This is a genomic window from Comamonas terrigena NBRC 13299 (assembly GCF_006740045.1).
Taxonomy (GTDB): Bacteria; Pseudomonadota; Gammaproteobacteria; order Burkholderiales; family Burkholderiaceae_C; genus Comamonas; species Comamonas terrigena.
Genome location: NZ_AP019749.1, coordinates 3,285,610 through 3,298,063 on the forward strand (window position 1 = coordinate 3,285,610; position 12,454 = coordinate 3,298,063).

General features: G+C 69.2%; 13 protein-coding genes and 1 riboswitch. Of the genes, 2 read left to right on the forward strand and 11 right to left on the reverse strand.

Annotated elements, in window-relative coordinates; translation table 11 throughout:
- Position 1: 1 nt before the first annotated feature.
- The 11 genes from CT3_RS15055 to CT3_RS15105 form a co-directional block, all read right to left on the reverse strand.
- Positions 2-1,006, reverse strand: a complete 1,005-nt coding sequence (locus CT3_RS15055; RefSeq protein WP_066533853.1) for an aminotransferase class I/II-fold pyridoxal phosphate-dependent enzyme — start codon at positions 1,004-1,006, stop codon at positions 2-4.
- On the reverse strand, positions 999-2,081 hold the full coding sequence (gene cbiB / locus CT3_RS15060) for an adenosylcobinamide-phosphate synthase CbiB (RefSeq protein ID WP_066533855.1): 1,083 nt from the start codon (positions 2,079-2,081) through the stop codon (positions 999-1,001). Before cbiB ends, CT3_RS15055 begins: the two co-directional genes overlap by 8 nt.
- Before the next feature lie 66 nt (positions 2,082-2,147).
- A complete protein-coding gene (gene bluB / locus CT3_RS15065; RefSeq protein WP_083520284.1) occupies positions 2,148-2,936 on the reverse strand; it encodes a 5,6-dimethylbenzimidazole synthase in 789 nt (262 codons plus the stop codon).
- A gap of 108 nt (positions 2,937-3,044) precedes the next feature.
- Positions 3,045-3,614, reverse strand: a complete 570-nt coding sequence (gene cobO, locus CT3_RS15070) for a cob(I)yrinic acid a,c-diamide adenosyltransferase (protein WP_066533857.1) — start codon at positions 3,612-3,614, stop codon at positions 3,045-3,047.
- A gap of 101 nt (positions 3,615-3,715) precedes the next feature.
- Positions 3,716-4,393, reverse strand: a complete 678-nt coding sequence (locus CT3_RS15075) for an energy-coupling factor ABC transporter permease (RefSeq protein ID WP_066533859.1) — start codon at positions 4,391-4,393, stop codon at positions 3,716-3,718.
- 59 nt (positions 4,394-4,452) lie between these two features.
- The gene (locus tag CT3_RS15080; protein WP_066533861.1) at positions 4,453-5,238 is read right to left on the reverse strand and encodes an ABC transporter ATP-binding protein; all 786 of its coding nucleotides are present in this window, start codon (positions 5,236-5,238) and stop codon (positions 4,453-4,455) included.
- Positions 5,238-6,287 (reverse strand): FecCD family ABC transporter permease, encoded by a 1,050-nt coding sequence (locus CT3_RS15085; RefSeq protein ID WP_083520285.1) that lies wholly within the window; start codon positions 6,285-6,287, stop codon positions 5,238-5,240. The genes CT3_RS15080 and CT3_RS15085 overlap by 1 nt, the downstream gene beginning before the upstream one ends.
- Positions 6,287-7,267, reverse strand: coding sequence for an ABC transporter substrate-binding protein (locus CT3_RS15090; protein ID WP_370510788.1), 981 nt, complete (start codon positions 7,265-7,267; stop codon positions 6,287-6,289). Before CT3_RS15090 ends, CT3_RS15085 begins: the two co-directional genes overlap by 1 nt.
- 17 nt (positions 7,268-7,284) lie before the next feature.
- The gene (cobU, locus tag CT3_RS15095; RefSeq protein ID WP_066533863.1) at positions 7,285-7,878 is read right to left on the reverse strand and encodes a bifunctional adenosylcobinamide kinase/adenosylcobinamide-phosphate guanylyltransferase; all 594 of its coding nucleotides are present in this window, start codon (positions 7,876-7,878) and stop codon (positions 7,285-7,287) included.
- A gap of 11 nt (positions 7,879-7,889) precedes the next feature.
- Complete coding sequence (locus CT3_RS15100; protein ID WP_066533864.1) at positions 7,890-9,299, reverse strand: cobyrinic acid a,c-diamide synthase CobB; 1,410 nt, start codon at positions 9,297-9,299, stop codon at positions 7,890-7,892.
- Positions 9,300-9,324: 25 nt separating this feature from the next.
- Positions 9,325-11,199, reverse strand: coding sequence for a TonB-dependent receptor domain-containing protein (locus tag CT3_RS15105; protein WP_083520301.1), 1,875 nt, complete (start codon positions 11,197-11,199; stop codon positions 9,325-9,327).
- A 67-nt stretch (positions 11,200-11,266) separates the two neighbouring features.
- Positions 11,267-11,506, reverse strand: a riboswitch (cobalamin riboswitch).
- 126 nt (positions 11,507-11,632) lie between these two features.
- On the opposite strand from CT3_RS15105, the gene CT3_RS15110 reads away from it, so the two are divergent.
- Both CT3_RS15110 and CT3_RS15115 read left to right on the forward strand, forming a co-directional pair.
- Positions 11,633-11,848, forward strand: coding sequence for a hypothetical protein (locus CT3_RS15110; RefSeq protein ID WP_066533865.1), 216 nt, complete (start codon positions 11,633-11,635; stop codon positions 11,846-11,848).
- Positions 11,845-12,321 carry a cell division protein ZapA gene (locus CT3_RS15115; protein ID WP_083520286.1) on the forward strand — a complete coding sequence of 159 codons (477 nt, stop codon included), beginning with the start codon at positions 11,845-11,847 and terminating at the stop codon, positions 12,319-12,321. Before CT3_RS15110 ends, CT3_RS15115 begins: the two co-directional genes overlap by 4 nt.
- Positions 12,322-12,454 lie beyond the last annotated feature (133 nt).

The window sequence follows — 12,454 nt, forward strand, 5'->3', positions numbered from 1 at the left end:
TCTAGTTCTCCAGAAGGTTCCAGGCCTGCGCCAATGCGGCCTGTGATGCCGGCGGCAGCACGCCCAGGCGCACATGGCCGGGCAGCCCGAAGCTGGCACAGTCGCGCAGCTTGACGCCGTAGGTCCGCAAGGCAGCCAGGCTGCGCCCCAGGTCCTGCGGCGGCAGCGGCAGGCGTGCGACCAGGTAATTGGCCTGGTGGCCCGGAATCACCTGCCAGCCGAGCTGTTCGCACAGCGCCAGCTGCTGCGCTTTCCAGGCACGCAGCGTCTCCAGGCTCTGCGCCAGCCATTGCTGCACCGGCGGGGTCACCCAGGCCTGCAGCATGGTCACACCGTGCGCGCCCACGACCCACGACGGGGCCAGCAGGTGCAGGGCTTCCAGCTCCTGTGCCGCCGCATGCAGCGGCGCTATCGCATAGGCGGCGCGCACGCCGGTCATGCCCAGCGCCTTGTTCGGCGTCCACAGCTGCCAGACGGTGTCCAGATCGCGCTGCGGCGCGGTGCCTTCCAGCCACAGCGGACGGTAGGCACAGTCCAGCATGCGCCATGTGGGGCCGCCGGCCGGCGGCTGCGCCCAGTCGGGCCAGACCTCGTCCAGCACCCCCAGCGGGCTGGAGGGCTCGCAGGCCCAGTGCAGGCCCTGCGGCCCGGGGACGGAGCGGGACTGCGCCGCCAGCCCCCAGACCTGTGCGGCCTGCAGGTAGTCGCCGTAGTGGTGCGGGGGCAGCGTTGCACGGCGCGCTCCACTGCGCACGGCGTGCTGGGTGAAGCGGTGGATCAGCTCGCTGCTGCTGCCGCCCACCAGCACCCGTACCAGCGCCACGCCATGGAAGGCGGCCAGCTGCGCGCGCAGATCGGTATAGAGCGGATCGGGGTACTGCGCCGCATGCGCGGACTGCAGTGCCGCCACTGCCGCGGGGCAAGGCCCGCAGGCATTGCGGTTGGTGGAAAAATCATGGGCGGGCACGCCCAGCGCATCGGTGCCGCCGTGGGAAAAACTAGCCATGGAAAGCCGCCCTCCACAGCCAGAGGCCCAGGCAGGCCAGCGCTGCCAGCGCCATTCCCACCTGCAGTGTCACCACCCGGGAGGCCAGAGCCACGGCACGCTGCACATCGTCCGCCTGCGGCGCCCTGCCCGCCGGGTTGAGCTGGTAAACCCCCGGCTTGGACAGGTGCACCCCCAGGGCCTGTGCCATGCACCCCATGGGCCAGCCACCGTTGGGCGACGGCGTCACCGCCGCATCGCGGCGCAGGCCGGCCCATGACACGCCTCCGGCCAGCAGCGCCAGCCAGGCGGCGGTGATGCGTGCCGGAATCCAGTTCAGCACATCGTCCGCGCGCGCCGCCCATTTGCCCGCCCATTGCCAGTGGCGGCGCTGGGCGCCCGTGCCGCGCCAGCCGGGGTAGCCCCACATGGCGTCGGCTGTGTTGGCAAAGCGGTAGATGGCTGCCCCCGGCAGGCCCGCCACCAGAAACCAGAACAGCGGGGCGATCACCGAATCGTTCAGATTTTCAGCCAAGGTTTCGATGGCGCTTTCGCGCACTGTGGCGGCATCCAGCTGCGCGGTATCGCGGCTCACCAGCCAGGTCAGGCGTTCGCGCCCTGCCGGCAGGGACTGCTGCAGGGCGGCTTCCACCGCCAGCACCTCGTCCTTGAGCATGCGCCAGGACAGCAGCGGCTTGAGCAGCACGCCGGCCAGCGCACCCGCCAGCCACCAGGGCTGGGGCGGCAGCAACAGCTGCAGCACGGCATAGATCAGTCCCACCAGGGCGGCCTGCGCGCACCAGGCCAGCATGCCGGCGGCAAACCGCATCCCGCCCCGGGACACCGGCGCGCGGGGCGCGATCCACCGGCCGGTGGCGCCCAGCAGGCGGCCCATCCAGACCACCGGGTGCAGCCACACGGGCGGCTCGCCCCACAGCCGATCCAGCGCCAGCGCCACCAGCACGGCCAGGGCGGCGCCCATCAGGTCCTGGGCCCACAGCTGGGGTGCACCGCCGCTGGCGGTGCACAGCTTCCACAGCCAGGCCAGCGGGCTCACGGCCGTGGTCAGCAGCTCGATCAACGGTATCGCAGTCATTCAGTCACAGATCACCCGCCCCCGCCAGCCAGGGCCTGGGCACAACAAAGAAACAGGCACGCCGGCTCAGGGCTGGACGCCGTCCGGCGCGGCCTTGGGGGCGACCACCGATGGGGCGGCATCCGATGGGGCGGCACCCGACGGTGCAGGCGCTGGCGGCGTGGCCGCCACCGGCAGTGGGCGCGAGGCATCCCACAGGTCCTCCATCAGCATGTCTTCCAGCGGTGCGCGGCAGGCCCACTTTTCCTGCTGCAGCATGGGCTCGGCGTAATAGGCATCCACCGGCCCCAGGCACAACACGCCCAGCGGGTGGGCGCCTTCGGGCATCTGCAGCAGCCGGGCCAGTTCCTGGGGGTCGAAGATCGACACCCAGCCCAGGCCCAGGCCTTCGGCCCGCGCGGCCAGCCACATGTTCTGGATGGCGCAGGCGGTGCTGGCAATGTCCATCTCCGGCAAGGTGCGGCGGCCGAAGATGTGCGCCTCGCGGCCCGGCGGCATGGCCACGACCAGCACCTCGGCCGCATCCAGCACGCCCTGCACCTTCAGCTTCATGAAGTCTTCTTCGCGCACGCCCAGGGCCTGGGCAGTGCGCAGACGTTCCTGCTCCACCAGCGCATGGATGCCCTGGCGCAGCGCCGGACTGCGCACGCGCAGAAAGCGCCACGGCTGCATGAAGCCCACGCTGGGCGCATGGTGCGCGGCACGCAGCAGGCGCAGCAGCACGTCTTCGGCCACCGTGCCGCCGGCAAAGTGGCGCATGTCCCGGCGCTCATAGATCGCACGGTAGACGGCGGCACGCTCGGCCTCGGTGAACGGCGTGGCCGCAATGGTGGGGGTGGTGGGAGCTTCAGACATAGGGGGATTGTGGGCCTTTGGCGCAGCGACAGCCAGCGGCAGCGGCGCAAGACCCGGGCAGCGCAAAAAATGCTGCACTGCGGCCGGATGCTGCGCCGCTGGCGGCGTTCAGTCCTCGATGCCGCGCTGCGCCGGCACGCCCGCCTGGAAGGCGTGCTTGATCAGCTTCATCTCGGTCACGGTGTCGGCAAGGTCGATGATTTCCTGGGGACAGCGGCGGCCGGTCAGGCAGACATGCACGTCCTTGGGGCGATTGCGCAGGGTCTCCAGCACATCTTCCAGCGGCAGCCAGCCGTAGATCAGCGGGTAGGTGATTTCGTCCAGCACCACGAGGAAGAACTCGCCCGAGAGGATGTCGGCCTTGGCCTTTTCCCAGCCATCGCGCGCCAGCTGGCCCGATTGCTCCAGGTCCTTGCTCTTCCAGCTGAAGCCGTCCCCCAGGCCCACCACGGGCAGGTCCACGCGGTCGGCCAGGCGGTGTTCGCCAAAGCGGGCGGTCGGCACCTTCATGAACTGGTAGACCTTGACGGCCTTGCCCCGGCCGGTGGCGCGGAAGGCCAGGCCGAAGGCGGCCGTGCTTTTGCCCTTGCCGTCACCGGTGTTGACGATGACCAGACCGCGGCGTTCGCCCTCGGGCTTTTCGTAAGGCTTTTCGGAAGGAGGTGTTTCGATTTGCATAAGGCGAGAGTGGACGTTCAAGGTCCGGGAGATTCCCAAAAAAGGGGCCACCGCGGTGGCCCACGAGCAGGCAGCCGGCGCCAGCGGGCCGGTCAGCCGAGTCAGGCGGCCTGGTACATGCGGCGCTCCACCAGGGCGCTGCCCTGCAGGCGCTGCCAGGCCTTGGCGATGGCCAACACGCCCAGGTCGATCAGGGGCTCCAGCAGCACCACTGTCATATAGGCGCCGCCAAAGCGGCCGATGTCCGCCAGATTGGCGGCGCCGGCACCCTGGCCATAGATGGCCCAGAAGCCCACCCACAGCACGATGCCGCCCTGGTAGGCCACCGACAGCTTGAAGGTCTGGGCGTAGCCCAGGTCCACATAGGCCATGTCGGCGGGGATCACCCGGCGCGCCAGCGCGGCCGTGGCGAACAGCGGCACCAGCAAGGTGGTCACGTTCATGCCGTACTGCGGCAGGTCCTGGGGCGCAAAGAACAGGCTCTGCACCAGCAGGCCCGCCGCCAGCCCGATCGCCGCCGGTGCGGCGCCGAAGATCAGCAGCAAGGTGGTACCCAGGATCAGGTGCACCTCCGACACGCCCACGGGGTGGTGCGGGAACACCTCGAAGAAGGCGAACACCAGCGCAGCGGCCACGGCCGAGCGCAGCAGCAGCGCCGACGGGCCGTTGTGCCGCAGCATGTCCCACGCCAGTTTGGCGGTGTAGCCCAGCGCGGCCGTGGCCGTGGCATAACTCAGCAGCATCTTGCTTCCATCCACCAGTCCCGGTTCGATATGCATGGCAGGTCTCCTTCCAAGGGGCATTGCGGGCAATGCAGGTTAAAAAATCGGTGCGTCCATCAGCGCGGCAGCGCTATCCACAGGTCTTCCACCTGGCAAATGCGGATGCGGTGGTCGAACACGGCTTCCAGTGCCGCGTGGGTCTCGGGGGCGTGGCAGGCACCGTGGTGCACCACCTGCCCGGCCGCCATCACCACCATCTCATCGGCCAGCAAGGCAAACGAGAGCTCGTGCAGCACGCTGACCACCGTGGTGCCCTGCGCCACCAGGGCGCGCACGGCGTGCATCCAGTCGGTCTGGTGCGGCGGGTCCAGATTGGCCAGCGGCTCATCCATCAGCAGCACGCTGGCTTGCACGGCCATGGCCCGGGCCAGCAGCACCCGCTGGCGCTCGCCGCCCGAGAGTTCGGCCACCGGACGGTGGCGCCATTCCCAGGCCTGTGTCTGGCGCAGGCAGTGCTCCACGATCGCGTGGTCCGCGCTGTTGGGCGCAGCCAGCCAGGACTGGTGCGGCAGGCGGCCCAGCAGGGCCACGTCCAGCACGGTCAGGTCTTCGGTGACCACCTCGCCCTGGCCCAGCCAGGCCAGGGTCTGGGCGCGCTGCCGGCGCGGCCAGCTGTGCAGCGGCCGGCCCTGCAGCGCCACCTGGCCCTGCAGGCTGTGCGCGGGCCACAGACCGCTGAGCACCTTCAGCAGGCTGGACTTGCCGGCACCGTTGGGGCCGACGATGCTGGTCCAGCGCCCCTGGGTGAAGTCCACGGACAGGTCCCGCAGAATGGGTTGGGCGTGCACGCTGGCGTGGATCCGGTGCGCGCTGAGGGCCAGGTTCGGCGACTGGGACGGCATCACATCGCCCCCCCTGCACGCGTGCTGCGGTGCATGCGCCACAGCAGGTAGCTGCCGCCCAGGGCCGCGGTGAGCACGCCCACGGGCAGCTCCTGTGGCGCCACCAGCCAGCGCGCCAGGATGTCGGCCGCCAGCAGCAGCACGCCCCCCATGGCGGCGGCCAGCAAGGTGCTGCGGCCATGGCCCACACGCACCAGGCTGCGCACCAGGTGCGGGGCCGCCAGGCCCACAAAGGCAATCAGACCGGTCTGGGCCACCGAGGTGCCGGTGGCCAGCGCCAGCACCGCGACCAGGCCATAGCGCAGCTGCGCCAGCGGCAGGCCCAGGCTGGCGGCCGTGGCCTCACCCAGGGTCAGCCCGTCCAGCACGCGGGCGCAGGCCCAGGTGGCCAGGCCGCACACCAGCAGCACCGCGGCCATCAGCACGCAGCCTTCCCAGCCCACAAAGGCGGAGGTCCCCAGGGTGAAGGCCTGCATGGCCTGCAGGATGTCGGGGTGGCGCAGCTCCAGCAGGTCACGCACAGCACCCAGCACCACGCCCACGATCACGCCGGCCAGCAGCAGGCGCAGCGTGTTCTGCACATTGCGCGCCAGCACCACGGTCAGCGCCACGGCGCAGGCGGCGCCGACAAAGGCCATGCCGGTCATGCCCAGGCGGTACAGCAGGTTCAGGCTGGTCACCGACGAGCCCATCAGCACCAGACCCACGGCACTGCCCAGCGAAGCGCCGGAGGCGCTGCCCAGCAGGTAGGGGTCGGCCAGCGGATTGCGGAACAGCCCTTGCGCCACCGCGCCGGCCAGGCCCAGCAATGCGCCGGCCAGCCACGCCCCCAGGGAGCGCGGCAGGCGGATGTCCACAACGATCTGCCATGACACCGGGTCGTCTCGCATGCGCAGCACGCTTTCCCAGCCGGTGCTGCCCACGCTGGCGCCCCCCATCAGCAGGACGACGGTCAGCGCCAGCAGCACCAGGGCCAGCACGGTGCTGCGGCGCTGGCCCGGGGCATGGGCGTGCCGGTGCGCGGAAGAAGACGGCAGAGGCTGCACCATCAGCGGTTCCCCCCCGAGGCCGGCGCTTTGGGCGCCTTGTCGATCAGGCAGCGCGCAATCAGCTGCGCCGCTTCGGCCATGCGCGGGCCGGGGCGCACGATGACATTGGATTCCTGTTCGCTGAATGTGCACACCTGGTTGCCGCGCACGGCCTTGAGGCTGTTCCAGCCGGGGTAGCTGGTGGCCACCTGCATGCTGCGGTTGCCCAGCATGATCACATCGGGCTGGGCGCGCAGCAGGAATTCGGGGCTCAGGCGCGGGAACGGACCCAGATCGGCCGGCACCACATTGCGCACGCCCAGCTGGGTCAGCGTTTCACCGATGAAGGACTGGGGCCCTGCCGCATACGGGCCGCGGCTCACTTCAAAGTACACACGCACCTGCTTGGCGCTGTCCGGCATCTGCCGGGCAATGTCGGCCACACCGGTCTGCAGTTCGCGCCAGACCCGGTCGGCGCCCTGGGCCTGGTGCACGCCCAGCAGCCGGCCGAGTTTGTCCAGCACCTGGTGCACGCCGGCCTGCGATTTCACTTCCAGCGCAGCAACCTTGATGCCCAGCGACTCCAGACGCTCCGCCACCTTGGAGGCGTTGGACAGCAGCACCAGATCGGGCTTGAGGGCGACGATGGATTCCACGCTGGGGTCCAGCCCGCCGCCCACTACGGGCAGCTTCTGCACCGAGGCCGGCCAGTCCGAGTAGCGGTCCACGCCCACCAGCCGGTCGCACAGGCCCAGGGCGCAGGTGCTTTCGGTCAGCGACGGCAGCAGGCTGACGATGCGCTGCGGCGGCTTGGCCAGTTGCACGGTCTTGCCCCGGTCATCGGTGATGGGCAGTGGCGCCAGGCGCGCACTTTCCGCCAGCGGCGGCGGCACGGCAGCGGCCTGTACGGGCATGGACGGCAGCGCCGCCCACAGGACCAGGCAGGCGATGGCCGCTGCACGGTGGCGCAATCCCTGGGCCGCGACGCGCAGCAGTGCCATGGAAGAAGCCATCCCGGTCATTTCAGCTGCAGCGGCAAACCCGCGGCCATCAGGGTCACGCGGCTGCAGGCAGCGGCCACGTCCTGGTTCAACACCCCGAGCGCATCGACAAAGGCGCGCACCTCGCGCCCCATGGGGATCACGCCCAGCCCGATCTCGTTGCCCACCAGCACCACCGGGCCGGGGCAGTGCGCCAGCACCTGCAGCAACCGGCTGCGCTGTGCACCCCAGTCCGGCGATGGCTCTGCGGACGTGGAGGACGCGGCGGCCTCCATGGGCATCATCCAGTTGGTCAGCCACATGGTCAGACAGTCCACCACCACCAGCGTCCGGGGGCTGCTGTGGGCCTGCAGGGCCTGGGCCAGCTGCAGCGGCGCTTCCACCGTCTGCATGCCCGGGACGCGCGCGGCCCGGTCCACCTGGTGGCGGGCAATGCGGGCGCGCATCTCGTCGTCCAAGGCCTGGCCGGTGGCTAGGTAGGTGGCGCTGCGCCCGGGTGCGGCATCCAGCCAGTCACGCGCAGCCTGTTCTGCACGGCGGGTCTTGCCACTTTTCTGGCCGCCCAGGATGAGTTCCTGCCAGGCCACGGGGGAAGAAAGGGAATCGCTCATGGTGGCGTGGATTATGAAAGCTCTGCCGGCCCGTCCCAGCACACCGGCTCGGCCCCCAGCAAGGCGGCCACCGCACGCGGGTGCGAAGGGAACCAGGCGTGGAAGTAGCTGGCGTGTACGCTGCCTTGGCGATAGACCGCCTCGCCCTTGCCGGGCTCCACCGGCTGGCGTGCACGGCTGGTGCGCCCGACCTCCGCTGCGCTGCAGTCAAAGCGCGAGTAGTGGAAGGTGTGGCCGCGCAGCACGCTGCCTTGCAGCACGCATTGCTGCATGCCCAGCCCGGCCAGCCGGGTCTGCATCTGTGCCGTGCCCGGCAGGATGTCCCACAGCGGCCGGGATTGCCCTTGCGCATCGGTGATCTGCCGGCCCAGGGCCAGCATGCCGCCGCATTCGGCCCACACCGCCTTGCCTGCGGCCACGTGGGCGCGCAGATCGGCCTGCAGCCCGGTGTTGGCGGCCAGCTTGCCGGCATGCAGTTCCGGATAGCCGCCGGGCAGCCACAGGGCATCGCAGGGCGGCAGGCCTTCGCCGGCCAGCGGCGAGAAAAATGCCAGATTGGCCCCCATGGCCTGCAGGCAGTCCAGGTTGGCGGGGTAGATGAAGCTGAAGGCCGCATCGCTGGCCACGGCCACCGTGCGCCCCTGCAGCCAGGGCTGCAGCGCCTGCTGTCCGGTCGGCGGCTGGGCCGCGGCGGCGGCGGGGAATTCCACGCTCCAGCGTTGCCAGGCGGCCCAGTCCATCTGGCCCAGGGGGGTGTCGGCCAGCTGGTCGGCGGCGGCGTTCAGCCGCGCCATGGCATCGGGCAGCTCGTGCGCGGCCACCAGGCCCAGGTGGCGTTCCGGCAGCAGCTGTGCATCCCTGCCCTGGCCGATGCGCGCCAGCGCGCCCAGCCACAGATCGGGTTCGCGCAGGCTGGTCTGCAGCATCTGCGCATGCATGCCGGTGGCCACGCGGTTGGCCAGCACCCCGGCCCACGGCACCTCCGGCTGGTACTGCCGCATGCCCAGCACCAGGGCACCAAACGAGCCGGCCATCGCGCCCGCATCCACCACCAGCAGCACGGGCACGCCCAGTTGCTGGGCCAGATCCGCTGCGGTCGGGCTGCCGTCGAACAGGCCCATCACCCCTTCGATCAGGATGACGTCGGCCTCGCCGGCTGCGGCATGCAGGCGGGCCCGGACCTCGTCCATGCCCACCATCCAGCCGTCCAGGTTGTGCACCGGCGCACCGCTGGCCAGCTGGTGCCAGTAGGGGTCCAGAAAATCCGGGCCACACTTGAACACGCGCACCGTGCGCCCCTGGCGGGAGTGCCAGCGCGCCAGCGCGGCGGTCACGGTGGTCTTGCCCTGGCCCGAGGCTGGGGCCGCCACCAACACGGCCACGCAGCGGCGCGCAGCTTGGGCGGAAGTTTCAGTCAACATGCATGCTTTCCGGCGGCCCCGGCGGTCAGCGGGGCAGCCATTTCAGACCCACCCAGAAGGTGCGGCCCGGCGTGGCGTAATCCTGGGCCAAGGTATAGGCCCGGTCCATCAGGTTGTCGATGCGTGCGGTCAGGGTCAGGTCCCTGGCCACCTGCGTGGAGGCCGACAGGTTGAACAGGGTGTAGCCACCCAGGCTCATGACCTGCTCGTCCTTGGCGTTGTAGCGGCGGCTGGCCGCCTGCATTTCCCCACCCAGTGTCCACCCGTGCACGGCGGCATCCACTCCCAGGGTGGCAAACCGGCGCGAGCGGCGTTCCAGCAGCTTGCCGGTGGCCTCGTTCGTGGGGTTCTGGAAATCCACGGAGCCATACCATTTCAGTCGACCGGTGCGGTAGGCCCCGGTCAGGGTGATGCCCTGCAACTGCGCACGCTCCACGTTCACATAGCAGGACGTCTTGCCGCAGCTGCCCAGGCCTTTTTCATAGGACACCAGGTTCTGCAGCTTGTTGCGGTACAGCGTCACTCCCAGGTGATTGCCCTGGTCGGCCCAGCGCAGACCAATTTCCTTGTTCAGGCTTTCCTCGGGGGCCAGTGCCGGATCGCCATAGTCCGAAAAGCGCTGATACAGGCTGGGCACGCGAAAGCCGGTCGAGGTGGAGGCGGTAGCGCGCCACTGGGGTGCAAACGCCCAGGCGTAGCCGATGCCGCCGGTGTTCTTGCGGCCGAAGTCGCTGTCCTCGTCGCTGCGGGCATTCAGCTGCACGCTGTGGGCACCGAATTTGGCGCCGTAGCCGATGGCCACGCCGGTCTGGTCGCGGTCCTTGTGGCTGGTGTTTTTCAGGCCGGTGTTCTCCAGCGTGTCTTCGCGCCGCTCCAGCGCCAGGCTCAAGGTGCCGGGGCCCAGCAGCCACTCGTTCTGCAGCAGCATGGTACGCAGCCGGGTTTCGGCTTCGTAGGTGCTGGTGCCCGAGGTCTCGTAGCGGTTGGTGGATTCGCTGACGGACAGGCGCGTGCGAAAGCGCTCCGTCCACTGGGCGGTCCAGCTCAGGCCATAGGCATCCAGCGCGCGCAGGCCGCGGTCGTCCTTGACCGACTTGCTGGCGTCATACCCGGCATTGGTGCGGCTGGTCAGGGCCGTCAGCTCCAGGCGCTGGTCGGCATTCAGTTGCAGCCCCACGCGGGCGTTGGCCGATTTGCGTGTGTAGCCGTCACGGTCTTCGTTGTGCACGCCGCGGTTCTTGGAATCGAAGCCATGGCTTTCGGCATAGGACAGGCCCAGCGCGTAATCCACCATGCCCTGGGCGCCGCTGATGCCGGCCTCGGCCTTGCGGCTGCCGTACTCGCCGGCCCCCACGCCCACAAAGGGCTGCACGCCGGCGGTTCCGCGCTTGGTGAACACCTGCACCACACCCGCCAGCGCGTCCGAGCCATAGACCGCGCCCGCCGGGCCGCGCAGCACTTCGATGCGCTCGATCAGGTCCACCGGAAGGGATTCCCACTGCGCTCCGCCGGAGCCGTTCTGCACATCGACACGGATGCCGTCGATATAGACCGCCGTGTGCTGCTTGCTGGCGCCGCGCAGGTAGAGACCGGTTTCGGTGCCGGGGCCGCCGTTGCGGGTGATCTGCACGCCGGGCAGCTTGGCCATCACGTCTTCCAGCGACCGGCCGGCCTGCTGGTCCAACTGGTCGCGGTCGATGACCGTCATGTCCGCAATCACATCCGACAGGCGCTGCTCGCTGCGCGTGGCGGCCACCACGGTCTCCTCCAGCGTGGCGCGTGCAGAGGGGCTCTCCTGGGCCTGGGCGGCTGCCGCCACAGCGCACAACACGGCCGCCGACACGGCAGACCACGGCAAGGCGGGCGCCACGGCACCGGCCTTCAAAACATTCGAGAACATGAGAAAAAACACCTAGTCGCCCGTACCAGCCTCCCCGCCAGTGATGGGCAAAACCATGCCCGCTCGAGCGGGCACACCAGTGTTGGCCGGTATCCGGGCTGGTCCTCCACACCATCGCCTTCCCAGACGCTTGTTCAAGGCATCCAGTGGCGGTATCAGATGGCGGGGGTGCATGGCATGCACCAGGGACTCACCGTTGCGGGGGCAGCGCAGGCTGGGCGGGTTCTGAAAAAACGAGGCCGTCCTGCTTCCCGTTGAACTGCTGCGCGTGAACCGCGCTGCGAGCACCAACAGCAGCGATTTTAGTTTCAGTCGTGCCGTTCGTAGAAAAACTGCTGTGCACCGGTGTTTTCCAACGTCATATGCAGGCTGATTCGGCCTTATTTCACCTGCTTACATTTAGGCACGCCTACAATTGCTACCCTCTATGTCTATGACCTCGCAGCCTTCCATGATCGAGCCGCTGGCAGAGCGTGTTGATCGCCTGCTGCTGCGCCACGCCGAACTTCAGCGCACCAATGCCCTGCTGGCCGAGCAGGTGGCCGCGCTCACACAGGAGCGCGATTCCCTGCGCTCGCGCCTGCAGGCGGCCCGTGCACGGGTGGACGCACTGATTGAGCGCCTGCCCGCCAACCAAGAGGCACCATGAGCCAGATCGAAGCGCGCATCCTCCAGCAAGACTATGTGTTGACCTGCCCCGAGGGCCAGGAAGACATGCTGCTGGCCGCCGTGCAGCGGGTGGATGCGGACATGGAACGCATCCGCAACACCGGCAAGGTCCGCGCCCGCGAACGCGTGGGGGTGCTGGCCGCCGTGAATCTGGCGTTCGAGAGTGCATCGCTGTACACCCGCGTGCAGGAACTCGAGCAGGAGCTGGAACTGACGCTGGAAAACGGCCTGGCTCCCGTCGCCCCTGCGGCCGACCCACTGCCTGCTGCCCCGCTGGAAGACACCCTGCAGGAAGACGCCCTGCAGCAAGCGCAGCAGGCGCAGGAAGAAGCCCAGGCACTGGCCGCGCAGTTGCAAGAGCTGCTGGCACTGCGCGAGCACGAATTGCAGCAGGCGCAGGCGCTGATCGAACGCCTGGAAACCGCGCTGGAAGTCGACAGCAAGCTGCTGTAGAGGCCTTGCGGCAACGCCGAAACGGTGCTGCCGCGCAAATCCCCCTTTTCTCCATCCGGTCCACCACAAGCCGCCGGTCACGCGCTAAAATGAAGGCGTCTGCAAATCTGCCGTGCTTTATATTGCCTTGAAC

Excerpts from the sequence above, each read along its gene's own strand:
- CT3_RS15055 (WP_066533853.1), bottom strand. The coding sequence starts at position 1,006 with ATGGCTAGTTTTTCCCACGGCGGCACCGATGCGCTGGGCGTGCCCGCC.
- cbiB (WP_066533855.1), bottom strand. The coding sequence starts at position 2,081 with ATGACTGCGATACCGTTGATCGAGCTGCTGACCACGGCCGTGAGCCCG.
- bluB (WP_083520284.1), bottom strand. The coding sequence starts at position 2,936 with ATGTCTGAAGCTCCCACCACCCCCACCATTGCGGCCACGCCGTTCACC.
- cobO (WP_066533857.1), bottom strand. The coding sequence starts at position 3,614 with ATGCAAATCGAAACACCTCCTTCCGAAAAGCCTTACGAAAAGCCCGAG.
- CT3_RS15075 (WP_066533859.1), bottom strand. The coding sequence starts at position 4,393 with ATGCATATCGAACCGGGACTGGTGGATGGAAGCAAGATGCTGCTGAGT.
- CT3_RS15080 (WP_066533861.1), bottom strand. The coding sequence starts at position 5,238 with ATGCCGTCCCAGTCGCCGAACCTGGCCCTCAGCGCGCACCGGATCCAC.
- CT3_RS15085 (WP_083520285.1), bottom strand. The coding sequence starts at position 6,287 with ATGGTGCAGCCTCTGCCGTCTTCTTCCGCGCACCGGCACGCCCATGCC.
- CT3_RS15090 (WP_370510788.1), bottom strand. The coding sequence starts at position 7,267 with ATGGCACTGCTGCGCGTCGCGGCCCAGGGATTGCGCCACCGTGCAGCG.
- cobU (WP_066533863.1), bottom strand. The coding sequence starts at position 7,878 with ATGAGCGATTCCCTTTCTTCCCCCGTGGCCTGGCAGGAACTCATCCTG.
- CT3_RS15100 (WP_066533864.1), bottom strand. The coding sequence starts at position 9,299 with ATGTTGACTGAAACTTCCGCCCAAGCTGCGCGCCGCTGCGTGGCCGTG.
- CT3_RS15105 (WP_083520301.1), bottom strand. The coding sequence starts at position 11,199 with ATGTTCTCGAATGTTTTGAAGGCCGGTGCCGTGGCGCCCGCCTTGCCG.
- CT3_RS15110 (WP_066533865.1), top strand. The coding sequence starts at position 11,633 with ATGACCTCGCAGCCTTCCATGATCGAGCCGCTGGCAGAGCGTGTTGAT.
- CT3_RS15115 (WP_083520286.1), top strand. The coding sequence starts at position 11,845 with ATGAGCCAGATCGAAGCGCGCATCCTCCAGCAAGACTATGTGTTGACC.